Below are 21,954 nucleotides of genomic sequence, written 5' to 3' on the forward strand. Positions count from 1 at the left end.
TACGCACGAGGTTAATGATGTCCCAGGCCGAAAAAATCGTTATCACCGAGGCGCAGGTCACTTGGCGGGATGTGGTCGCCGTGGCTCGTCATGGCGCACAGCTTGAGCTGTCGGCGCCGATCTGGGCGCGTATCGAAAACGCCCAGGCCATCGTCCAGCGCATCGTCACCAGCGGCGAACGTGCCTATGGCATCAACACCGGCCTGGGCGCGTTGTGCAACGTTTCGCTGCAGGACGAACAACTCAGCCAGTTGTCGCGCAATACCCTGCTCAGCCACGCCTGTGGCGTTGGCGCGCCATTGAGCGACGAGCAGACCCGTTCGATCATGTGCGCAGCCATCGTCAACTACAGCCACGGTAAATCCGGCCTGCACCGTCAGGTCGTCGAAGCACTGCTGGCACTGCTCAACCGTGGCATCACCCCGCAAGTGCCGTCCCAGGGTTCCGTGGGCTACCTGACCCACATGGCGCACATCGGCATCGCCCTGCTGGGTGTTGGCAATGTCAGCTATCGCGGTCAGGTCATTTCCGCGCAGCAAGCCCTCGCTGAAGAAGGCCTGCAACCGGTTCGCCTCGGCGCCAAGGATGGTTTGTGCCTGGTCAACGGTACGCCCTGCATGACCGGCCTGAGCTGCCTGGCCATTGCCGATGCCACGCGCCTGCTGGAATGGGCTGACGTGATTGGCGCCATGAGCTTCGAAGCCCAGCGCGGTCAGATTGACGCCTTCGACGCCGAGATCATTGCGCTCAAACCGCACCCGGGCATGCAACAGGTCGGAATCAATCTGCGGGCCTTGCTCGACGGCAGCGAAGTGATCGCCCAGAGCAAAGGCATTCGCACGCAGGATGCCCTGAGCATTCGCTCGATCCCGCAGGTGCACGGCGCCGCTCGCGACCAATTGGTGCACGCGATCAAGCAAATCGAAACCGAACTCAACGGCGCCACCGACAACCCGCTGGTGCTGGGCACCGCGGACAATTACCGCGTGGTGTCCCAGGCCAACCCTCATGGCCAGTCCGTGGCAATGGCGGCAGACCTGCTGGCGATTGCCATGGCGGAAATCGGCTCCATCGCCGAGCGTCGCCTGGACCGTTTGATCAACCCGCACGTCAGTGGTCTGCCGGCCTTCCTGGTGGCCAACCCGGGGGTAAACTCCGGGATGATGATCGTGCAATACGTGGCTGCTTCGCTGTGCGCGGAGAACCGTCAACTGGCGCAACCGGCAGTGCTGGATAACTACGTGACTTCGGGTCTGCAGGAAGATCACCTGAGCCTGGGCACCAACGCGGCGCTGAAGCTGCATCGCGCACTGGAAAACTGCACGCAGATTCTCGCCATCGAGTACCTGCTGGCGGCCCAGGCGTTCGAATTCCTCAAGGAGCAACGTTTTGGCGCCGGCACCGATGCGGCGTGGCGTCTGCTGCGCGAGCGCGTTCCGGCCTACGACCAGGACCGCTGGCTGGCACCGGACATTGCCGCTGCGGCGGGCGTTTTGAAAGACCCGGCCTTGCTGCAGAAAGCTTTGCCGAACCTGAACTGATTTCCACACAACACCAACGTGCCAAGGCGCGGCTCCTCAAAAGGCAGACGCGACGGACAACGGACATCTCCGGAGCGTCTGGTGAGTTAATGACCACTCTCAAAAGGAGCACAAAATGACTGCGCTAAACCTGATCCCCGGCCAACTGAGCCTCGCCCAACTGCGTGCCGTCTATCAGCAGCCGGTGAAGCTGACCCTCGACCACAGCGCCGCGGCCCAGATCGAAGCCAGTGTGGCCTGCGTGGAACAGATCCTCGCCGAGAACCGCACCGCCTACGGCATCAACACCGGTTTCGGCCTGCTGGCCTCGACCCGCATCGCCAGCGAAGACCTGGAAAACCTGCAGCGCTCGCTGGTGCTGTCCCACGCCGCCGGTGTCGGCCAGCCGATCAGCGACGAGCTGGTGCGCCTGATCATGGTGCTCAAGGTCAACAGCCTGAGCCGTGGTTTCTCCGGCATCCGCCGCGTGGTGATCGATGCGCTGATCGCCCTGATCAACGCCGAGGTGTACCCGCACATTCCATTGAAAGGCTCGGTCGGTGCCTCCGGTGACCTCGCGCCGTTGGCGCACATGTCGCTGGTGCTGCTGGGCGAAGGCAAGGCGCGCTACAAGGGCGAGTGGATGGAAGCCACCGAAGCGCTGAAAGTCGCCGGCCTGACCCCGCTGACCCTGGCCGCGAAAGAAGGCCTGGCCCTGCTCAACGGCACCCAGGTGTCCACCGCGTTCGCCCTGCGCGGCCTGTTCGAAGGTGAAGACCTGTTCGCCGGCGCCCTGGCCCTGGGCGGCCTGACCGTTGAAGCGGTGCTGGGTTCGCGTTCGCCGTTCGACGCGCGCATCCACGCCGCCCGTGGCCAGAAAGGCCAGATCGACGCCGCCGCCGCTTACCGCGACCTGCTGGGCGAGCGCAGCGAAGTCTCCGACTCCCACGAGAATTGCGAAAAGGTCCAGGACCCGTACTCCCTGCGCTGCCAGCCGCAAGTCATGGGCGCCTGCCTGACCCAGTTCCGCCAGGCCGCCGAAGTGCTGGCCATCGAAGCCAACGCCGTCTCCGACAACCCGCTGGTGTTCGCCGCCGAAGGCGACGTGATCTCCGGCGGCAACTTCCACGCCGAGCCGGTGGCCATGGCCGCCGACAACATGGCCCTGGCCATCGCCGAAATCGGTTCGCTGAGCGAACGCCGCATCTCGCTGATGATGGACAAGCACATGTCGCAACTGCCGCCGTTCCTGGTGGCCAACGGCGGCGTGAACTCCGGCTTCATGATCGCCCAGGTCACCGCGGCGGCCCTGGCCAGCGAGAACAAGGCGCTGTCCCATCCGCATTCGGTGGACAGCCTGCCGACCTCGGCCAACCAGGAAGACCACGTCTCGATGGCCCCGGCGGCCGGCAAGCGCCTGTGGGAAATGGCCGAGAACACCCGCGGGATTCTCGCCGTGGAATGGCTGGCCGCCGCCCAGGGCCTGGACCTGCGCAATGGCCTGAAGACCTCGCCGAAACTGGAACAGGCCCGCGCCATCCTGCGTAACGAAGTGCCGTTCTATGAGAAGGACCGCTTCTTTGCGCCGGACATCAACGCGGCGACCGAGTTGCTGGCGTCGCGTTGCCTGAATGAGCTGGTTTCGGCGAAGTTGCTGCCGAGCCTGTAACAGGCTCTTCCTGTAGGAGCGAGCTTGCTCGCGAGAAACGCCTGGGCAACACGGGCGTTCAGGCCGGGCGCGTTATCGTTGACGACCATCGCGAGCGAGCTCGCTCCTACAGTGGATTGCGTAAACCCTGTGGGAGCGAGCCTGCTCGCGAATCGATTTAGAAATTTGTGGAGACTAAGGGATGAAAACCCTCTGGCAACACTGCCACGTCGCAACCATGGCGCAAGGCGTGTACTCGATTATCGAAGACGCGGCCATCGTGACGTCCGGTGCGCTCATTGAGTGGATCGGGCCGCGCGCTGACCTGCCGGCGGGCGAGTACCCGGCGGTCAATGATTTGAACGGGGCCTGGGTCACGCCGGGCCTGATCGACTGCCACACCCACACGGTGTTCGGCGGTAACCGCAGCGGCGAATTCGAGCAGCGCCTGCAAGGCGTCAGCTATGCGGAAATCGCCGCCAGCGGTGGCGGCATCGCCAGCACCGTGCGTGCCACCCGCGCGGCCAGCGAAGACGAGTTGTTCGCCAGCGCCGCCAAGCGTCTGAAAAGCCTGATGCGCGATGGCGTCACCAGCATCGAAATCAAGTCCGGCTACGGCCTCGACCTGGCCAACGAACGCAAGATGCTTCGCGTCGCCCGACGTCTCGGTGCCGAACTGCCGATCAGCGTGCGCAGCACCTGCCTGGCCGCTCACGCATTGCCGCCGGAATACAAGGATCGCGCCGACGACTACATCGATCACATCTGCGCTGACATGCTCCCGGCTCTCGCCGCCGAAGGGCTGGTCGACGCGGTTGATGCATTCTGTGAGTACCTGGCGTTTTCCCCGGCGCAGGTTGAGCGCGTATTCATCACCGCTCAGAAACTGGGCTTGCCGGTGAAACTGCACGCCGAGCAATTGTCGTCGCTGCACGGTTCCAGCCTGGCGGCGCGTTACCACGCACTGTCCGCCGATCATCTGGAATTCATGACCGAAGACGACGCCATCGCCATGGCCGAGTCCGGCACCGTCGCGGTATTGCTGCCGGGAGCCTTCTACTTCCTGCGCGAAACCCAATTGCCGCCAATGGAAGCCCTGCGCAAGCACGGCGTGAAAATCGCCATCGCCAGCGACCTCAATCCGGGTACCTCGCCGGCGCTGTCATTGCGCCTGATGCTGAACATGGCCTGCACCTGTTTCCGCATGACCCCGGAGGAAGCCCTGGCCGGTGCAACGATTCACGCCGCTACCGCGCTGGGCATGGCCGACACCCATGGTTCGCTGGAAGCCGGCAAGGTCGCGGATTTCGTCGCCTGGCAAATCGAACGTCCGGCCGACCTGTCGTACTGGCTGGGCGGCGACCTGGAAAAACGCGTCGTGCGTCACGGCGTCGAGACAAGTCTGTAGGAGAGCAGCTGTGGATAAGGTTCTGAACTTCAAACAAGGCCGCGTACCGCTGCTGATCAGCATGCCCCACGCCGGTGTGCGCCTGACTCCGGTGGTCGAGGCCGGGTTGATCCCGGACGCGAAAAGCCTGCCGGACACCGACTGGCACATTCCGCAGCTCTACGATTTCGCCGCTGAGCTGGGCGCCAGCACGCTGGCGGCCGAGTACTCGCGCTTCGTTATCGATCTGAACCGGCCGTCCGACGACAAACCGCTGTACGCTGGCGCTACCACCGGGTTATACCCGGCGACGCTGTTCGATGGCATTCCGTTGTTCAAGGAGGGTCTGGAGCCGTCGAAAGAGGAGCGCGCGACGTATCTGGAGCAGATCTGGACGCCGTACCACCGCACCTTGCAGGAAGAATTGGCGCGGCTGAAGGCCGAATTCGGCTACGCGCTGTTGTTCGATGCGCATTCGATCCGTTCGATCATCCCGCACCTGTTCGACGGCAAGCTGCCGGACTTCAACCTCGGCACCTTCAACGGCGCCAGTTGCGATCCTCAATTGGCCACGCAACTCGAAGCGATCTGCGCGCGTCATGACAGTTACACCCACGTGCTGAACGGGCGCTTCAAGGGCGGCCACATCACCCGCCATTACGGCAACCCGGCCGAGAACATCCATGCCGTGCAGCTGGAACTGGGCCAGTGCACCTACATGGAAGAGTTCGAGCCGTTCCGTTATCGGGCGGATCTGGCGCAGCCGACTCAAGTCGTATTGAAGGAACTGCTGCAAGGCTTGCTGGCCTGGGGCGAAAAGCACTACAACGCCTAACCCCTGTAGGAGCGAGCTTGCTCGCGAAGAGGCCTTCGCGAGCAGGCTCGCTCCCACAGGTGAAATGCGTCACCCCATTGAACAGTCGCCACCGTGCAAAACACGGTCGCCTCAGTTCGCTTTTACCGCTCGTCTGCTGCGTAATGTTTCGGCCACGGTGCACAAAGACACCGGCCCGACAATAATCCGCTGCCGCACGAGATCATCCCGATGAAAAGACTGTTCACCCGCTGTCTCTCAATCTTCTGCGGTACCGCTCTGTTGAGCGCCGGCGCCATGGCCGCGGACGACGCCTCCTGCAAAACCGTGCGCATGGGTGTGGTCAACTGGACCGACGTGATCGCCACCAGTGGCATGGCCGATGTACTGCTCAGCGGTCTGGGCTACGAAAGCAAGCAAACCAGTGCTGTGCAGCAAATCATCTTCGCCGGCATCCGCGACAAGCGTCTGGATATTTTCCTCGGTTACTGGAAACCGGCGATGGATAAAAACATCGCACCGTTCGTGGCTGCCAATCAGGTGAAGGTCATGGATAAACCGAGCTTGGCCGATGCCCAGGCCACCCTCGCGGTCCCGGACTATGTGGCAGCGGCCGGGCTGAAAACCTTCGCGGACATCGCCCGCTTCAAGGATCAGCTCGGCGGCAAGATCTACGGCATCGAGCCAGGCAGCGGCGCCAACACCACCATCAAGACCATGATCGAGACCAATCACTTCGGCCTGAAGGACTTCAAGCTGATCGAGTCCGGCGAGGCAGGAATGCTGGCCGCTGTGCAGCGCGCGGTCAATCGCAAGGAGTTCGTGGTGTTCGTCGGCTGGACCCCGCACCCGATGAACATCAATATGAAAATCACTTACCTGACCGGCAGCGAAGATGTCTATGGTCCGAATGAGGGCGCCGCAACCGTCTCCAGCGTGACGGCCCCGGATTACGCCGAGCGCTGCCCGAACGTCAATCGGCTGCTGGAAAACCTGACGTTCACCGCCGCTCAGGAAAGCCAGTTGATGGTGCCGATCATGGAGCGCCAGACGGCTCAGGATGTCGCGAAAAAATGGCTGCGTGAGCATCCCGAGGATTTGCAGCGTTGGCTGGCGGGTGTCAGCAGTTTCGAGGGCAAGGATGGCGTGGCGACGGTTCAGGCCAGCCTGAAAAACTGACATCAAAACCCTGTAGGAGCGAGCTGGCTCGCGATAAACCCGAGAACGCCGCGGGGTATCAGGCTCCCCGCGTTATCGTTCACGATCATCGCGAGCAAGCTCGCTCCTACAGGGGCCATATATTCCCCTGAACGGGCACCAGGCTCATGGCTCCATACCCGCTTTCCGAACAGATGACGGCTTTCGTCGAGAAAACCGTCAGTTTCAACAGCACCGACAGCAGCCCCGACGCTCTGCGCCAGGCCTACAGCGAGATGTGCCGGGCGTTTACCCCGGCGCGCCCGGCCGGGTTGTATGTGGTCGATTTCGAGTTGGCCGGTGTTGCTGTTCGTTCCTATCAGCCACCGACCAGTGGCGCGTCGTGCATCCTTTATCTGCATGGCGGCGGCTGGGTAGTGGGGGATCTTGATTCCCACGACTTCATCTGCGCCGAATTGGCATCAACACTTGGCGTACTGGTGATCGCCGTCGATTACCGCCGGGCACCGGAGCATCCGTTTCCCGCCGCGTTCGATGATTGCCTGAGGGTCTGGCGAGCACTGCGCACCGGGCCGTTTCAACTCGACCCGGAGCGCATGCTGGTAGCCGGCGACAGCGCGGGCGGCAACCTTGCGGCGGCGTTGTGCCTTGCGCTGCGCGATGCCGGCGAGCCGATACCGTGCGCGCAGGTGCTGATCTATCCGGGGTTGGGCGGCGACCACCGGCTGCCATCGCGCAGTGAGTGCATTGATGCGCCGCTGCTCAGCAGCAGTGATGTCGATTGCTATCACACGCTTTATCTGCGTGGCACCGACCATCCGAACGCCTACGCCATGCCATTGCTCGCCACGGATTTCAGCGGGCTGCCACCGGCATGGATCGCCGTGGCGCAATTCGATCCATTGCGCGATGACGGCGTGCTATATGCCGAGCGACTGAATGCCGCGGGCGTGGCTGCCACACTTTATCTCGGCGAGGGCCTGGTTCATGGCTGTTTACGGGCCCGTGGGCAGGCGGTCGAGGTCGATGCATTGTACGAAACCCTGTTCGGATATCTGTCGGTAAAACTCTGAATCCCCACGGGCATGCTCATTGAAGTAATTCGGGTTTATGATGCCGGACGGCAGAATAATAGAAGTCCCCCCAGGGATGACCTCGACCCCTTACGGAGTGCGCAATGCAGACTTTGTACCCGCAGATCAAACCCCACGCCCGGCATGATCTGGCTGTCGACGAAACTCACACGCTGTATGTCGACGAAAGCGGTTCACCGGAAGGATTGCCGGTGGTGTTCATCCACGGCGGCCCCGGTGCCGGATGTGATGCCCAGAGTCGTTGCTTCTTCGATCCCAACCTTTTTCGCATTGTCACTTTCGATCAGCGCGGTTGCGGGCGCTCCACGCCCCATGCCAGCCTGGAAAACAACACGACCTGGGATCTGGTCGCCGACCTCGAGCGGATTCGCCAGCACCTTGGCATCGACAAATGGGTGCTGTTTGGCGGCTCCTGGGGTTCGACCCTGGCGCTGGCCTACGCGCAAACCCACCCTGAGCGTGTACATGGCCTGATCCTGCGCGGGATCTTTCTCTGCCGTCCGCAGGAAATCGAATGGTTCTACCAGGCCGGCGCCAGCCGCCTGTTCCCCGATTACTGGCAGGACTACCTCGCACCGATCCCGCTGGACGAGCGCGACGACTTGCTCACAGCGTTTCACAAACGCCTGACCGGCAACGATCAAATTGCCCAGATGCACGCTGCCAAGGCCTGGTCCGTCTGGGAAGGCCGCACAGCGACCCTGCGCCCCAATCCACTGGTGGTGGATCGTTTCTCGGAGCCTCAGCGCGCACTGTCCATCGCCCGCATCGAATGCCATTACTTCACCAACGGCGCTTTCCTGGAGCCGAACCAGTTGATCCGCGACATGGGCAAGATTGCCCATTTGCCCGGCGTGATCATCCACGGTCGCTACGACGTGATCTGTCCGCTGGATAACGCCTGGGAGTTGCACCAGGCCTGGCCGAACAGCGAACTGCAAATTATCCGTGACGCAGGCCATGCCGCTGCCGAGCCGGGCATTACCGATGCCTTGGTGCGGGCTGCCGACAAGATGGCCCGTCGCCTGCTTGATCTGGCGCCTGAAGAAGCATGAAGGCTCTGCTGCAACGGGTACGTGGCGCACGAGTCGAGGTCGCGGGCGAGATCGTCGGTGCCGTCGATCAGGGATTGCTGGTGCTGGTGGCCGTCGAGCCCGACGACACGCGGGCCAGCGCCGACAAACTTCTCAATAAGCTGCTTAACTATCGGGTGTTCAGTGACGCTGAGGGCAAGATGAATCTGTCCTTGGCGGATGTGGGCGGCGGGCTGCTGCTGGTCTCTCAGTTCACCCTGGCTGCCGATACCAAAAACGGGTTGCGTCCGAGTTTTTCGACCGCAGCCCCTCCGGCGCTGGGCGAGGAATTATTCGACTATCTATTAAGCAAAGCGAAACAGGTGCATGGCACTGTGGCATCAGGTAGATTCGGCGCGGATATGCAGGTACATCTGGTCAATGATGGCCCGGTAACCTTCCTGTTACAGACCTGAAAGCGTTTGAAACAAGTTTTTAAGCTCATTTCGACTGAAAACAGGGTTTTTTCGCGATAAATACTTTGTTACCCCTGATGCGTTGTAACGCGGCCTACTAGATAATCGCGCGCTACGGGGATCAGCGTTCGTTGGTCCATTTTGACTTAGGTAGAGACTTGTCCGGATCCGATTGGGGAATCATTTCGCCCCAGCGGAGTCGGAACAATGCTCGCCAACTTGGCAAGAGTGGTTTGCAAGGGCGGTTTTCTCATACCGCAGACCGTGCAGACCCTTTAACTGGCCGTTGGTTTTTTGATCTGTTTTCGGCGAGGGTTGCTCGTGATTGTTAGTCCCTGTAACGCACCAAAATTGTCTGCCAAACGGTTACGCAGCGCCCTTGTAGCGGGCTCTGCACTGCTCTGCCTGCTCAGCGCCGGCCAGCTTTGGGCATTCAGTCTGGATGATGTATCGGCCAAGGCAAAAGAGCTGGCCGCGCAGAAATACGAAGCGCCGCGCAGTAACCTGCCGAACGAGTTCCGCGACATGAAGTTCGCGGACTATCAGAAAATTCGTTTTCTGACGGAAAAAGCCGAATGGGCTGATCAGAAGACGCCGTTCAAGCTGTCTTTCTATCACCAGGGCATGCATTTCGATACGCCGGTGAAAATCAACGAAATCACCGCGAACACCGTCGAAGAGATCAAATACGATCCGAGTCGTTTCGACTTCGGCGATATGAAGTTCGATCCCAAGGCCACCGAACAGCTGGGTTATGCCGGTTTCCGTGTGCTGTACCCGATCAACAAGGCCGACAAGCAAGACGAAATCATGACCATGCTCGGCGCGAGCTATTTCCGCGTCGTCGGCAAGGGTCACGTCTATGGTTTGTCCGCTCGCGGCATGGCCATCGATACCGCCTTGCCGTCCGGCGAAGAATTCCCCCGTTTCCGCGAGTTCTGGGTTCAACAGCCCAAGCCAGGCGACAAGCACCTGGTGATCTTCGCCCTGCTGGACTCGCCTCGTGCCACGGGTGCCTACCGTCTGATCCTGCGTCCGGGCAGCGACACCATCGTCGACGTCAAGGCGCAGATGTTCCTGCGTGACAAGGTCGGCAAACTGGGTATCGCCCCGTTGACCAGCATGTACCTGTTCGGCGCCAACCAGCCGTCGAAAGTGCTCAACTACCGTCGCGAACTGCACGACTCCAGCGGTCTGGCGATCCATGCCGGCAACGGCGAGTGGATCTGGCGTCCGCTGAACAACCCGAAACACTTGGCGGTGAGCAACTTCAGCGTAGAAAACCCGCGCGGCTTTGGTCTGCTGCAACGCGGCCGCGACTTCAGCCACTATGAAGACCTCGACGATCGCTACGACAAGCGCCCAAGTGCCTGGATCGAACCGAAAGGCGAGTGGGGCAAGGGCACCGTTGACCTGGTCGAGATTCCAACCGCCGACGAAACCAACGACAACATCGTTGCCTTCTGGAACCCGGAAAAATTGCCGGAACCTGGCCAGCCACTCGATGTCGCTTATCGTATGCACTGGACAATGGACGAATCGGCCATTCACGCGCCGGACAGCGCCTGGGTCAAACAGACCCTGCGTTCCACCGGTGACGTCAAGCAGTCCAACCTGATTCGTCAACCGGACGGCAGCGTGGCCTACCTGGTGGATTTCGAAGGCCCGTCCCTGGCGGCATTGCCGGCCGATGCGGAGGTTCGCAGCCAGGTCAGTGTCGGCGACAACGCCGAGCTGGTGGAAAACAGCGTGCGCTTCAACCCTGAAACCAATGGCTGGCGCCTGACCCTGCGGATGAAGATCAAGGATCCGGGCAAGGCCACTGAAATGCGTGCCGCATTGGTGCAGAACATTGTGCCGGCGGATCTGGCCAAGACTTCGATCCCGTCGTCGAACTCGTCGGTTGCCAAGGCCGACAAGGTTGCCGCCAAGCAGCAGGAGAAAGCGGACAAGGAAGCCAAGCAAGCGGAGGCCAAGCAGGCTGAAGCGAAGCCTGTTGCAGATGCCAAGGAAAAGGCCAATAAAGACGCCAAGCAGCCTGCCGCTGCCGACGCGGCCCCAGCCACACCGGAATCGGCCCCGACTGAAGAAGTCCTGACCGAGACCTGGAGCTATCAGTTGCCTGCCGATGAGTAACTCTCAAGTACGGCCAGAAACTCTCTCCGAGTATCTGGCGCATCTGCCGATGACCGACGAGCAGCGCGCGGAACTCGCGGGCTGCCAGTCTTTCAGCGAATTGCACGAACGCCTGTCGTCTTCGACGTTCGACGCCCCGACCGAAGCCGCACAGGCTTCCGTCGGCAAACGCCTGACCCTGAGCACTGCCGAAGAGCTGCAGGACGCGGAAATGCTGGCGCTCGACGCCAGCGGCCGGGTTTGCCTCAAGGCGACTCCGCCGATCCGGCGGACCAAGGTCGTGCCGGAACCGTGGCGCACCAACATTCTGGTGCGCGGCTGGCGCCGCCTGACCGGCCGCACCAACCCGCCGAAGCCGCCGAAGGACGAACGTGTCCTGCCGGCCGCACGCTGGCGCACCGTCGGTTCGATCCGTCGCTACATTCTGTTGCTGCTGATGCTCGGCCAGACCATCGTTGCCGGCTGGTACATGAAAGGCATCATGCCGTACCAGGGCTGGTCGTTTGTCGACCTCAACGAAGTGCTGCACCAACCGCTGCTGCAAACCGCCACGCAAGTGCTGCCATACGCCTTGCAGACCAGCATCCTGATCCTGTTCGGGATTCTGTTCTGCTGGGTGTCGGCCGGTTTCTGGACGGCGCTGATGGGCTTTCTGGAATTGCTCACCGGTCACGACAAGTACCGTATTTCCGGTGCCAGCGCCGGCGATGAACCAATTCCGAAGGACGCGCGCACCGCCCTGGTGATGCCGATCTGCAACGAAGACGTGCCACGGGTATTCGCCGGCCTGCGGGCGACCTTCGAGTCGGTTGCGGCCACGGGTGACCTGGACCGCTTCGACTTCTTCGTCCTCAGTGACAGTAACGACGCCGATATCTGTGTCGCCGAGCAACAGGCCTGGCTGGACGTCTGCCGCGAAGCCGGGGGCTTCGGCAAGATCTTCTATCGCCGCCGTCGCCGTCGCGTAAAACGTAAAAGCGGCAACCTCGACGACTTCTGCCGTCGTTGGGGCGGTGACTACAAGTACATGGTCGTACTCGACGCCGACTCCGTGATGAGCGGCGAGTGCCTGACCAGTCTGGTACGCCTGATGGAAGCCACGCCGGACGCCGGGATCATCCAGACCGCGCCACGTGCGTCGGGCATGGACACCCTGTATGCGCGCATGCAGCAGTTCGCTACCCGTGTGTATGGCCCGCTGTTCACTGCCGGCCTGCACTTCTGGCAACTGGGCGAGTCGCACTACTGGGGGCACAACGCGATCATCCGCATGAAGCCGTTTATCGATCACTGCGCCCTGGCGCCGTTGCCCGGTAAAGGCGCGTTCTCCGGCGCGATCCTGTCCCACGACTTCGTTGAAGCCGCGTTGATGCGCCGTGCCGGCTGGGGCGTGTGGATTGCCTACGACTTGCCGGGCAGCTATGAAGAACTGCCACCAAACCTGCTCGACGAACTCAAGCGCGACCGTCGCTGGTGCCACGGCAACCTGATGAACTTCCGCCTGTTCCTGGTCAAGGGCATGCACCCGGTGCACCGCGCGGTGTTCCTGACCGGCGTGATGTCGTACCTGTCGGCACCGTTGTGGTTCTTCTTCCTGGTGTTGTCGACGGCGCTGCTGGCGGTCAACACGCTGATGGAGCCGCAGTACTTCCTTGAACCGCGTCAGCTCTATCCGCTGTGGCCGCAATGGCACCCGGACAAGGCCATCGCGCTGTTCTCGACCACGATCGTGCTGCTGTTCCTGCCGAAACTGTTGAGCATCATCCTGATCTGGGCCAAGGGCGCGAAAGAGTTTGGCGGCAAGTTCAAGGTGACCCTGTCGATGCTGCTGGAGATGCTGTTCTCCATGCTGCTGGCGCCGGTGCGGATGATTTTCCACACCCGTTTCGTCCTCGCCGCGTTCCTCGGCTGGGCTGCGACCTGGAACTCGCCGCAACGTGACGACGACTCCACGCCGTGGAGCGAAGCGGTCAAGCGCCACGGTCCGCAAACCCTGCTGGGCTTCTTCTGGGCCCTGCTGGTGATCTGGCTGAACCCGAGCTTCCTGTGGTGGCTGGTGCCGATTGTCGGTTCGTTGATGCTGTCGATCCCGGTGTCGGTGATTTCCAGCCGTGTCGGCCTTGGCCTGAAGTCCCGTGACGAGAGCCTGTTCCTGATCCCCGAGGAATACAATCCGCCGCAGGCCTTGCTGTCCACCGACCAGTACACCCACGAAAACCGCTGGCACGCGCTGAACGACGGCTTTGTCCGTTCGGTGGTCGACCCACAGCAGAACGCCCTGGCGTGCTCGCTGGCGACCTCGCGTCACCGTGAGGCCGAGCCGATCGAATGGCTGCGGATCGAGCGGGTACGGCACGCGATGAAGGTCGGTCCTGAAGGGCTGACCAACAACGAGCGTGTGCAGTTGTTGAGCGACCCGGTGGCATTGGCCCGCCTGCATGAGCAGGTCTGGAGCGAAGGTCACGCCGAGTGGCTGGACGCATGGCGCAAGTCGGTCAAGGCCGACCCCCACGCACCGCTGTTGCCGCTCAAGCCGTTGAGCGCGCAACCTCAGGTGGCCTGATGAAAAAAAGCCCCGCTACCCAGCGGGGCTTTTTTTTGCCTGTTCGTTCCCAAACCCTTGTGCAAACGGGCGAGTAGTTTAGGATCCGTCCCCGAATTGGTGTGCCCGGATAATTTTTGTCCGTATTGGTGCGTTTCCTCCCGGGGAGCCGCCATTTTTGCGCGCCTCACAACGCAATGGTTTTGGGGACTTGAAGATGAAGAAGTATCTGTCGATGCTGCTGGTCGGCGTCACGGCACTGGTTGCAGTCAACACGGCGCAGGCCGGTGCCATCGATGACGCGGTCAAGCGCGGCACGTTGAAAGTCGGCATGGACCCGACCTACATGCCGTTCGAAATGACCAACAAGCGCGGCGAGATCATCGGTTTCGAAGTCGACATCCTCAAAGCCATGTCCAAGGCCATGGGTGTCAAGCTGGAACTGGTATCCACCGGTTACGACGGCATCATCCCGGCCCTGCTGACCGACAAGTTCGACATGATCGGCAGTGGCATGACCCTGACCCAGGAGCGCAACCTGCGCCTGAACTTCAGCGAACCGTTCATCGTGGTCGGCCAGACCCTGCTGATCCGCAAGGAGCTGGAAGGCACCATCAAGTCCTATAAAGACCTGAACACTGCCGACTACCGCATCACCTCCAAGCTCGGCACCACTGGCGAAATGGTCGCCAAAAAGCTGATCGCCAAAGCCAAGTACCACGGCTACGACAACGAGCAGGAAGCCGTACTCGACGTGGTCAACGGCAAGGCTGACGCCTTCATCTACGACGCGCCGTACAACGTCGTGGCAGTGAACAAGGTCGGCAACGGCAAGCTGGTGTTCCTCGACAAGCCGTTCACCTACGAGCCGCTGGCCTTCGGCCTGAAGAAGGGTGACTACGACAGCATCAACTTCATCAACAACTTCCTGCACCAGATCCACGAAGACGGCACCTACGATCGCATCCATGACAAGTGGTTCAAGAGCAGCGAATGGCTCAAGGACATGGAATAACTCGGTCAGATAGACCGAGTCGTCCCATTCGCGGGCAAGCCCGCTCCCACAGGATTTACGTGGAACACAAATGATGGGTTCACACAGCTCACTGTGGGAGCGGGCTTGCCCGCGATGACGGCCTCCCAGGCAATAGAAATCCCGGAATCTGCAATGAAACAGAAAAAAGCCCAATGGCCCTGGCACGCCCTGACTGTGCTGGTGCTGATCGGCCTGGCCGGCGCGTTGTATTACGCCACCTCGCTGATGTCCTACGAATGGCGCTGGAACCGTGTGCCGCAATACTTCGCTTACCACGCCGAAGAATCCCAGCGTGCCGCCGACATCTCCACCGTCAGCGAACTGGTGCGCAAGGGCGACAAGGCTGAAGTCACCCTGCGCAACGATGCGGGTGATGAGCAGCGCCTGACCGTCGACGAAAACAGCCTGCAAGTCGCCCAGGGCGATGACGTAGCCGAAGGTGACGTCATTGGCGTGACCCGCCATTGGGCCGCAGGACCACTGATGTGGGGCCTCTGGACCACCTTGTGGCTGTCTGTGGTGTCCGGCGTTCTCGGGCTGCTGATCGGTCTGGCAACCGGCCTGTGCCGCCTGTCGAACAACCCGACCCTGCGCGACCTCTCGACCATTTACGTCGAGCTGGTGCGCGGCACGCCGCTGCTGGTGCAGATCTTCATTTTCTACTTCTTCATCGGCACCGTGATGAACCTGTCCCGGGAATTCGCCGGGATCGCCGCGCTGTCGCTGTTCACCGGTGCCTATGTGGCGGAAATCATCCGCTCAGGCGTGCAATCCATCGCCCGCGGCCAGAATGAAGCCGCGCGCTCCCTGGGTTTGAGCGCAGGCCAGTCGATGCGTCATGTGGTGCTGCCGCAAGCCTTCAAGCGTGTGCTGCCGCCGCTGGCCGGGCAGTTCATCAGCCTGGTGAAGGACACCTCGCTGGTGTCGGTGATCGCGATTACCGAGCTGCTTAAGAGCGGGCGCGAAGTCATCACCACTTCGTTTTCGCCGTTCGAGATTCTGTTCTGTGTCGCCGGTTTGTACCTGTTGATCAACCTGCCGCTGTCGAAAATCGCCAGCCGGCTTGAGCGGAGGCTCGCGCAAAGTGATTGAAGTCCGCGATCTGGTAAAAGTCTTCGACACCCGCGGCCAGGTGGTGCGCGCGGTGGATAACGTCTCCACCATCGTTGCCAAAGGCGAAGTGCTGGTGGTGATCGGCCCGTCCGGCTCCGGTAAGTCGACCTTCTTGCGCTGCCTCAATGGTCTGGAGGAGTTCGACTCCGGCTCGGTGAGCATCGACGGCCTGCAACTGGCTGATCCGAAAACCGACGTCAACGCCTACCGGCGCGAAGTCGGCATGGTGTTCCAGCACTTCAACCTGTTCCCGCACATGACCGTGCTGGAAAACCTCTGCCTGGCGCAGAAGGTCGTGCGCAAGCGCGGCAAGAAAGAGCGCGAGGCCAAGGCCATGGCGCTGCTGGAGAAGGTCGGGATTGCGCAAAAGGCCCACGAGTTTCCGTCACGCCTGTCCGGCGGTCAGCAGCAGCGCGTGGCCATTGCCCGGGCGCTGGCGATGGAGCCGAAGGTCATGCTGTTCGACGAACCGACCTCGGCACTCGACCCGGAAATGGTCGGCGAAGTGCTGGATGTGATGAAAAACCTGGCCGTGGAAGGCATGACCATGGTTTGCGTCACCCACGAAATGGGCTTCGCCCGGGAAGTGGCGGACCGGGTGCTGTTCTTCGATCACGGCAAGTTGCTGGAAGACGCCTCGCCAGCGGAGTTCTTCGATTCGCCGAAGGATCCGCGGGCGCAGGCGTTTTTGCGGCAGGTTTTGTAACTTCAGCGTCTGTTGAACCGCCTTCGCGAGCAGGCTCGCTCCCACATTGGATCTATGTACGGCAGCACCCTGTGGGAGCGAGCCTGCTCGCGAAGGTATCACCTCGGTCCGAGGTGAACCGAGGTCATTGAATCACCTCAAACCCTGAACTTGCCCACCAGCATCTGCAAATGCGTCCCCAACCGCGCCAGCTCAACGCTGGAGGCTGCGGTCTCTTCACTGGCCGCCGAGGTCTGATCCGATACATCGCGCACGTTCAACACGCTGCGGTTGATCTCTTCGGCCACGGCGCTTTGCTGTTCGGCGGCAGCGGCGATCTGCTGGTTCATCGCCTGGATCGCCGAAACGGTGCGGGTGATGCTTTCCAGTGAGCCACCGGCGCGGCGGGTCAGTTCGACGCTGCTGTCGGTCAGGGCGCGGCTGTTGTCCATGATGGTCGCCACTTGCTGCGTGCCGTTTTGCAGACCGACGATCAGCTCTTCGATCTCTTCGGTGGACTTCTGGGTGCGCTGGGCCAGGCTGCGGACTTCGTCTGCCACCACGGCAAAACCACGCCCGGCTTCACCGGCGCGGGCGGCTTCAATCGCCGCGTTGAGCGCCAGCAGGTTGGTTTGCTGGGCCACGGACTTGATGACGTCGAGCACGCTGCCGATCTTGTCGCTTTCGCGCTTGAGGTCGCCCATGGCCTCGGTGGAGTGACCGACTTCCGCGGCCAGGCGCTCGATCTGGGCGATGGCCTCAGCGACCACTTTGTCGCCCTCGCGGGCCTGCTGATCGGCGGCAACGGCGGCTTCGGAGGCCTCTTCGGCGTTGCGCGCCACTTCCTGCACAGTGGCGGCCATTTCGTTCATGGCAGTCGCGACCTGATCGGTCTCGACCTTCTGGCTGTTGACCCCGGCGCTGGTCTGCTCGGTGACGGCCGACAGCTCTTCGGCGGCGCTGGCAATCTGCGTGACACCATCGCTGATGCCGCCGATCAGTTCACGCAGGCCCTGGGTCATGCTCTGCATGGCGCGCTGCAACTGGCCGAGCTCATCGCGGCGCAAGGAGATCAGGTTGTGAGTCAGGTCGCCACTGGCAACGCGTTCAGCGACAGCCAGGGTCTGGTTCAATGGAATGATGATCTGCCGGGTGATGGCCCAGGCGGCCAGCAGGCCGAAGGCGATGGCCAGCACCGTGGCGAGGGTCAGCATGTTCTTGGCGTGGGCGGCTTCGGTGTCGCGCACGACGGTTTGCGAGACGGTGAGCTTCTGGCTCATGTCCAACAGGATGTCGCCTTGGGCGGCCATGCGTAGCAGGGCCTTGGCGCTGGCCACCTGGGAGTCGCGGAACTGGCTGACGGCGGCGCGGTAGGCCTTCAGCGAATCCGTCGCCTGTCGCAGGTTGGCGATGTGTTCTTCTGGCAGTCTGGCCGGGAGGCTCTCGAGGTTCTTCAGGGCGTTGTCGATGGCTTCGAGAGCTGGCTGTTCGGCTTCGCTCTTGCCGCTGTAGGTGTAGCCGCGAACCTGGAAGCGTGCCTGCTGGATCAGTTTGCTCAGGTCTATCACGCTGTTGAACGCTGCGACGCTGTCGCCTTGCAGCATGGATTTTTCCACTTCGGCAACGCGGGCCACGGCGTTATCGGCGGTGGCGCCGAGTTTGCTGCGGGCATCTTCACGCTGGGCGCCGGCCTGGGTCATGTCGCCGAATGCACGACGGTATTCGGCGACGGCGGCCAGTTGTTGCTCGACCATCGCCGTATCGGCCGGTTGTTCGATCAGGCCACGGGCGGTCTGCAGCCCGCTTTCGAGTTTGCCCAACAGATCGTTGACGACGCCGGGGCCTCGTTCGCCGCGCCGCATCTCGTAATCCAGACGAGCGATGCGCAGGTCCCGGGTCAGGTCATTGAGGCTGGCAATGAACCCCAGTTTATCGCCACGGCTGGTCACGCCGCTCAGGCCGCTCCAGCCGGTGAAGGTGATCAGCAGGGTCAGCAGCAGCACCAGGCCGAAGCCGATCCCCAGCTTGCGTTTGACGCTGACGTTTCCCAGATTCTCGGCTAGCCATTGATACATGCTGAAACTCCCTGGACCGTAATTTGGTTTTATGGGAGGTATATCGGCAGGGGTACGAGGTTCTGTAGGCGCTGCCCGATATACGGGCAAGTGAGTTTTTGGGGGCAGATAACGAACCTGTGGGAGCGAGCCTGCTCGCGAATTGGTCGTGTCAGTCAATACCTATGGTGGATGACATACCGCATTCGCGAGCAGGCTCGCTCCCACAGGGGATTGTGGCCTGGGTTTAGAAAAGGCGTGCCAGCAGCGCGGTCACGGCGGTTTCGACGCGAAGAATGCGTTCACCCAGTTGCACCGGTTGCAGGCCGGACTTGCCCAGCAAGTCGATCTCGTAGGGAATCCAGCCGCCCTCGGGGCCGATGGCCAGGGTCACCGGTTCGCTGAGTGCGCGAGGGCAGGGCGGGTAATTGCCCGGGTGCCCCACCAAGCCGAGGGTACCGTCGGCGATCGCCGGCAAACGATCTTCGACGAACGGCTTGAAGCGCTTCTCGATGACGACTTCCGGCAGCACGCTGTCCCGCGCCTGTTCCAGGCCGAGGATCAACTGCTCGCGAATCGCCTCGGGCTCCAGGAATGGGGTCTGCCAGAAGCTCTTCTCGACGCGATAGCTGTTGACCAGCACGACCCGTGGCACACCCATGGCTGCCACGGTCTGAAACACCCTACGCAGCATTTTGGGCCTTGGCAGGGCCAAAACCAGGGTCAATGGCAGCTTGGCAGGAGGCGGTTGGTCGAGGGTGACACGCAACTCTGCTTCGTCGGCGTCCAGGCGCAGCACTTCGGCCGAGCCCATCAGCCCGCCGATCCGCCCGACGCGCATGCTGTCGCCGACTTCGCAGCGGTGGACTTCCTGCATGTGGGTCAACCGGCGATCACGCAGGACCACCCGGTCGGCCGCAATGAAGTCGGCCTCTTCAAGGAGCAGCAGGTTCACGCTTGGGTCGCTGGCGGCTGGTCGTTGTGATCGTCAGCCGGCTGGTCTTCCTGATGGTCGCTGCGCTTGCTGATCAGGCTGCCGAACAGGATGCCGATCTCGAACAGCAACCACATCGGCACGGCCAGCAGGGTCTGCGAGAAGATGTCCGGCGGGGTCAGGATCATGCCGACCACGAAGCAGCCGATGATCACGTACGGGCGGATTTTCTTCAGGTATTTGACGTCGACCACGCCGATCCACACCAGCAGCACCACGGCCACCGGGATTTCGAACGCCACACCAAAGGCGAAGAACAGCGTCATGACGAAATCGAGGTAGCTGGTGATGTCGGTCATCATCTCTACGCCGGCCGGGGTGGCCGCGGCGAAGAACTTGAAGATCAGCGGGAACACCAGGTAATAGGCAAACGCCATCCCGGTGTAGAACAGCGCGATGCTGGAAATCAGCAGTGGCACGGCAATGCGCTTTTCATGCTTGTACAGGCCGGGGGCGATGAAACCCCAAATCTGATGCAGGATCACCGGAATCGCCAGGAACAGCGAGACCATCATGGTCAGCTTCAGTGGCGTCAGGAACGGCGACGACACGTCGGTGGCAATCATCGTCGCGCCAGCCGGCAGGTATGCCCGCAGCGGCGTGGAGACGAAGGTGTAGATCTGCTGGGTGAAAGCAAACAGGCCGGCGAAGATGATGAAAATCGCCGCTACGCAGCGCAGCAGTCGGGTACGCAACTCGGTGAGGTGCGAAACCAGCGGCATGTGCTGGTCGTTTTCAGGGAGATCGCTCATGGGGCTCGCGGCGGCAGTGTTGGGTCATGAGGGGCTGGCGCAACAGGCGCAGCCGCAGGTGTGACAGGTTCAACCGGTATGGCTGCAACAACGGGTGCAGGTTCTGCCGCTGCCGCAGGTGTTGCGGCGCTGGCGGCGGGAGCCTGAATCGTCTGCTCTCCCACATGCTCCACCGGCGTCGGCTCCTGCTGGGTCGGCGTGAAGATTTTCCGCGCCTCCTGCTCAAGCGACAGGATGTGTTCGTTGTGCAGTTGCCGACGAATCTCGTCGGCACCGATTTCACGTTCAACTTCCTGTTTGATCGCGTTGAAGCTGCGCTTCAGACGTCCGACCCACAGGCCAGCGGTGCGCGCAGCGCCCGGCAAACGCTCGGGACCCAGCACCAGCAGGGCAACGAGGCCGACGAGCAGCAGTTCAGAGAAGCTGATACCAAACATTAGTCAGTACTCACACGTCTTTGCGGATCGGCTCTTCGACTTTCTGGGCCTGCACATCGATGGTGTGCGGCTGGTTCACCGAGGCCTGCGGCTGAGCAGGTGGAACCGGTTGGGTCGGAGTCGCTGCCGGGTCGGCCGGTTTTTCGTCGTCGTTCATGGCTTTCTTGAAGCCCTTGATCGATTCGCCGACGTCGGTGCCAAGGTTTTTCAGTTTCTTGGTGCCGAATACCAGTACCACGACAACCAGGATGACGATCCAGTGTTTCCAGTCAAAAATGCCCATGCTGCTGCTCCTCTCTAATAGTTATTCAGGCGGACGGGCGCGAGGCTTTCTCGGCGTGTCCGGAGAGACCGAAACGACGGTCCAGTTCATCGAGTACAGCCTGTGGATGCTGCCCCAATTGGGCGAGCATGACCATGCTGTGGAACCACAGATCGGCGGTTTCGTAGATCACATCGCTGCAGTCGCCGCTGACGGCGGCATCCTTGGCGGCAATGATGGTTTCGACCGACTCTTCGCCGACTTTTTCCAGAATCTTGTTCAAGCCCTTGTGGTACAGGCTGGCGACATACGAGCTGTCGGCGGCGGCGCCTTTGCGCTCTTCCAGTACCTGTGCCAGACGGGTGAGAGTGTCACTCATGTGTGTGCCCTGCGGAATAGATGGCATGCGGATCTTTCAGGACCGGATCGACGGTTTTCCAGTCGCCGTTCTCGAAAACGCGGTAGAAGCAGCTCTGGCGGCCGGTATGGCAGGCGATATCACCGATCTGCTCGACCATCAGGATGATGACGTCGGCGTCACAGTCCAGGCGCATCTCGTGCAGGGTCTGCACATGGCCGGATTCTTCGCCCTTGCGCCACAACTTGCCACGGGAACGCGACCAGTAAATGGCGCGGTTCTCGGCAGCGGTCAGCTCCAGTGCTTCGCGGTTCATCCAGGCCATCATCAGGACGCGCCCGGTCTTGTGATCCTGGGCAATTGCCGGCACCAGGCCGTCGGCGTCCCACTTGATCTCGTCCAGCCAATTCTTCATCAACGACTCCGATACGGGCCCGCACTTCAAAAATCGGGGGCCTGCGTTCAATGCAGCGTC

General features: G+C 61.7%; 20 protein-coding genes and 1 pseudogene. 13 read left to right on the forward strand and 8 right to left on the reverse strand.

Annotated elements, in window-relative coordinates; genetic code table 11:
• Positions 1-17 precede the first annotated feature (17 nt).
• The 13 genes from hutH (ACEN8E_RS01235) (at position 18) to ACEN8E_RS01295 (ending at position 16,643) form a co-directional block, all read left to right on the forward strand.
• Positions 18-1,541, forward strand: coding sequence for a histidine ammonia-lyase (gene hutH, locus ACEN8E_RS01235; protein ID WP_495591113.1), 1,524 nt, complete (start codon positions 18-20; stop codon positions 1,539-1,541).
• Between the two features lie 115 nt (positions 1,542-1,656).
• Positions 1,657-3,189, forward strand: coding sequence for a histidine ammonia-lyase (gene hutH / locus ACEN8E_RS01240; RefSeq protein ID WP_495591114.1), 1,533 nt, complete (start codon positions 1,657-1,659; stop codon positions 3,187-3,189).
• Between the two features lie 181 nt (positions 3,190-3,370).
• On the forward strand, positions 3,371-4,576 hold the full coding sequence (gene hutI / locus ACEN8E_RS01245; RefSeq protein ID WP_495591115.1) for an imidazolonepropionase: 1,206 nt from the start codon (positions 3,371-3,373) through the stop codon (positions 4,574-4,576).
• 10 nt (positions 4,577-4,586) lie between these two features.
• Positions 4,587-5,390, forward strand: coding sequence for an N-formylglutamate deformylase (hutG, locus tag ACEN8E_RS01250; RefSeq protein ID WP_495591116.1), 804 nt, complete (start codon positions 4,587-4,589; stop codon positions 5,388-5,390).
• A gap of 210 nt (positions 5,391-5,600) precedes the next feature.
• The gene (locus tag ACEN8E_RS01255) at positions 5,601-6,548 is read left to right on the forward strand and encodes a choline ABC transporter substrate-binding protein (protein WP_495591117.1); all 948 of its coding nucleotides are present in this window, start codon (positions 5,601-5,603) and stop codon (positions 6,546-6,548) included.
• 146 nt (positions 6,549-6,694) lie between these two features.
• Positions 6,695-7,600: an alpha/beta hydrolase gene (locus tag ACEN8E_RS01260; RefSeq protein ID WP_495591118.1), complete on the forward strand. Its 906-nt coding sequence runs from the start codon at positions 6,695-6,697 to the stop codon at positions 7,598-7,600.
• A 104-nt stretch (positions 7,601-7,704) separates the two neighbouring features.
• Positions 7,705-8,676, forward strand: coding sequence for a prolyl aminopeptidase (gene pip, locus ACEN8E_RS01265; RefSeq protein ID WP_495591119.1), 972 nt, complete (start codon positions 7,705-7,707; stop codon positions 8,674-8,676).
• On the forward strand, positions 8,673-9,110 hold the full coding sequence (gene dtd / locus ACEN8E_RS01270; protein ID WP_413428246.1) for a D-aminoacyl-tRNA deacylase: 438 nt from the start codon (positions 8,673-8,675) through the stop codon (positions 9,108-9,110). Before pip ends, dtd begins: the two co-directional genes overlap by 4 nt.
• 321 nt (positions 9,111-9,431) lie before the next feature.
• Positions 9,432-11,246 carry a glucan biosynthesis protein G gene (locus tag ACEN8E_RS01275; protein WP_413428245.1) on the forward strand — a complete coding sequence of 605 codons (1,815 nt, stop codon included), beginning with the start codon at positions 9,432-9,434 and terminating at the stop codon, positions 11,244-11,246.
• A complete protein-coding gene (mdoH, locus tag ACEN8E_RS01280; protein WP_495591120.1) occupies positions 11,239-13,809 on the forward strand; it encodes a glucans biosynthesis glucosyltransferase MdoH in 2,571 nt (856 codons plus the stop codon). The genes ACEN8E_RS01275 and mdoH overlap by 8 nt, the downstream gene beginning before the upstream one ends.
• 196 nt (positions 13,810-14,005) lie before the next feature.
• Positions 14,006-14,803, forward strand: coding sequence for a transporter substrate-binding domain-containing protein (locus ACEN8E_RS01285; RefSeq protein WP_495591121.1), 798 nt, complete (start codon positions 14,006-14,008; stop codon positions 14,801-14,803).
• 153 nt (positions 14,804-14,956) lie between these two features.
• Complete coding sequence (locus ACEN8E_RS01290) at positions 14,957-15,916, forward strand: amino acid ABC transporter permease (RefSeq protein WP_495591122.1); 960 nt, start codon at positions 14,957-14,959, stop codon at positions 15,914-15,916.
• Positions 15,909-16,643 carry an amino acid ABC transporter ATP-binding protein gene (locus tag ACEN8E_RS01295; protein ID WP_495591123.1) on the forward strand — a complete coding sequence of 245 codons (735 nt, stop codon included), beginning with the start codon at positions 15,909-15,911 and terminating at the stop codon, positions 16,641-16,643. The genes ACEN8E_RS01290 and ACEN8E_RS01295 overlap by 8 nt, the downstream gene beginning before the upstream one ends.
• 137 nt (positions 16,644-16,780) lie before the next feature.
• Here ACEN8E_RS01295 and ACEN8E_RS01300 read toward each other — a convergent pair whose 3' ends face one another.
• The 8 genes and pseudogenes from ACEN8E_RS01300 to hisI form a co-directional block, all read right to left on the reverse strand.
• Positions 16,781-17,653, reverse strand: a complete 873-nt coding sequence (locus tag ACEN8E_RS01300; RefSeq protein WP_495593259.1) for a methyl-accepting chemotaxis protein — start codon at positions 17,651-17,653, stop codon at positions 16,781-16,783.
• Positions 17,636-18,697, reverse strand: a pseudogene (locus tag ACEN8E_RS01305) (methyl-accepting chemotaxis protein); the annotation flags it as partial. The gene ACEN8E_RS01300 and the pseudogene ACEN8E_RS01305, both read right to left, overlap by 18 nt.
• A gap of 226 nt (positions 18,698-18,923) precedes the next feature.
• Positions 18,924-19,631, reverse strand: a complete 708-nt coding sequence (locus ACEN8E_RS01310; protein WP_495591124.1) for a 16S rRNA (uracil(1498)-N(3))-methyltransferase — start codon at positions 19,629-19,631, stop codon at positions 18,924-18,926.
• Positions 19,628-20,422 carry a twin-arginine translocase subunit TatC gene (gene tatC / locus ACEN8E_RS01315; RefSeq protein WP_413703711.1) on the reverse strand — a complete coding sequence of 265 codons (795 nt, stop codon included), beginning with the start codon at positions 20,420-20,422 and terminating at the stop codon, positions 19,628-19,630. The genes ACEN8E_RS01310 and tatC overlap by 4 nt, the downstream gene beginning before the upstream one ends.
• Positions 20,419-20,859: a Sec-independent protein translocase protein TatB gene (gene tatB, locus ACEN8E_RS01320; RefSeq protein WP_495591125.1), complete on the reverse strand. Its 441-nt coding sequence runs from the start codon at positions 20,857-20,859 to the stop codon at positions 20,419-20,421. Before tatB ends, tatC begins: the two co-directional genes overlap by 4 nt.
• 10 nt (positions 20,860-20,869) lie before the next feature.
• Positions 20,870-21,142: a twin-arginine translocase TatA/TatE family subunit gene (locus tag ACEN8E_RS01325; RefSeq protein WP_429366444.1), complete on the reverse strand. Its 273-nt coding sequence runs from the start codon at positions 21,140-21,142 to the stop codon at positions 20,870-20,872.
• 25 nt (positions 21,143-21,167) lie between these two features.
• On the reverse strand, positions 21,168-21,500 hold the full coding sequence (locus ACEN8E_RS01330; RefSeq protein ID WP_046816939.1) for a phosphoribosyl-ATP diphosphatase: 333 nt from the start codon (positions 21,498-21,500) through the stop codon (positions 21,168-21,170).
• Positions 21,493-21,894, reverse strand: coding sequence for a phosphoribosyl-AMP cyclohydrolase (gene hisI, locus ACEN8E_RS01335; protein WP_007899278.1), 402 nt, complete (start codon positions 21,892-21,894; stop codon positions 21,493-21,495). The genes ACEN8E_RS01330 and hisI overlap by 8 nt, the downstream gene beginning before the upstream one ends.
• Positions 21,895-21,954: the final 60 nt, after the last annotated feature.

The organism is Pseudomonas sp. Pseusp9, from assembly GCF_059491265.1.

Coding starts and splice junctions, on each gene's coding strand:
- ACEN8E_RS01290 (WP_495591122.1), top strand. CDS start 14,957: ATGAAACAGAAAAAAGCCCAATGGCCCTGGCACGCCCTGACTGTGCTG.
- ACEN8E_RS01285 (WP_495591121.1), top strand. CDS start 14,006: ATGAAGAAGTATCTGTCGATGCTGCTGGTCGGCGTCACGGCACTGGTT.
- dtd (WP_413428246.1), top strand. CDS start 8,673: ATGAAGGCTCTGCTGCAACGGGTACGTGGCGCACGAGTCGAGGTCGCG.
- ACEN8E_RS01260 (WP_495591118.1), top strand. CDS start 6,695: ATGGCTCCATACCCGCTTTCCGAACAGATGACGGCTTTCGTCGAGAAA.
- hutH (WP_495591113.1), top strand. CDS start 18: ATGTCCCAGGCCGAAAAAATCGTTATCACCGAGGCGCAGGTCACTTGG.
- hutI (WP_495591115.1), top strand. CDS start 3,371: ATGAAAACCCTCTGGCAACACTGCCACGTCGCAACCATGGCGCAAGGC.
- mdoH (WP_495591120.1), top strand. CDS start 11,239: ATGAGTAACTCTCAAGTACGGCCAGAAACTCTCTCCGAGTATCTGGCG.
- tatB (WP_495591125.1), bottom strand. CDS start 20,859: ATGTTTGGTATCAGCTTCTCTGAACTGCTGCTCGTCGGCCTCGTTGCC.
- tatC (WP_413703711.1), bottom strand. CDS start 20,422: ATGAGCGATCTCCCTGAAAACGACCAGCACATGCCGCTGGTTTCGCAC.
- ACEN8E_RS01300 (WP_495593259.1), bottom strand. CDS start 17,653: ATGCAGAGCATGACCCAGGGCCTGCGTGAACTGATCGGCGGCATCAGC.
- hisI (WP_007899278.1), bottom strand. CDS start 21,894: ATGAAGAATTGGCTGGACGAGATCAAGTGGGACGCCGACGGCCTGGTG.
- ACEN8E_RS01255 (WP_495591117.1), top strand. CDS start 5,601: ATGAAAAGACTGTTCACCCGCTGTCTCTCAATCTTCTGCGGTACCGCT.
- pip (WP_495591119.1), top strand. CDS start 7,705: ATGCAGACTTTGTACCCGCAGATCAAACCCCACGCCCGGCATGATCTG.
- ACEN8E_RS01325 (WP_429366444.1), bottom strand. CDS start 21,142: ATGGGCATTTTTGACTGGAAACACTGGATCGTCATCCTGGTTGTCGTG.
- ACEN8E_RS01330 (WP_046816939.1), bottom strand. CDS start 21,500: ATGAGTGACACTCTCACCCGTCTGGCACAGGTACTGGAAGAGCGCAAA.
- hutH (WP_495591114.1), top strand. CDS start 1,657: ATGACTGCGCTAAACCTGATCCCCGGCCAACTGAGCCTCGCCCAACTG.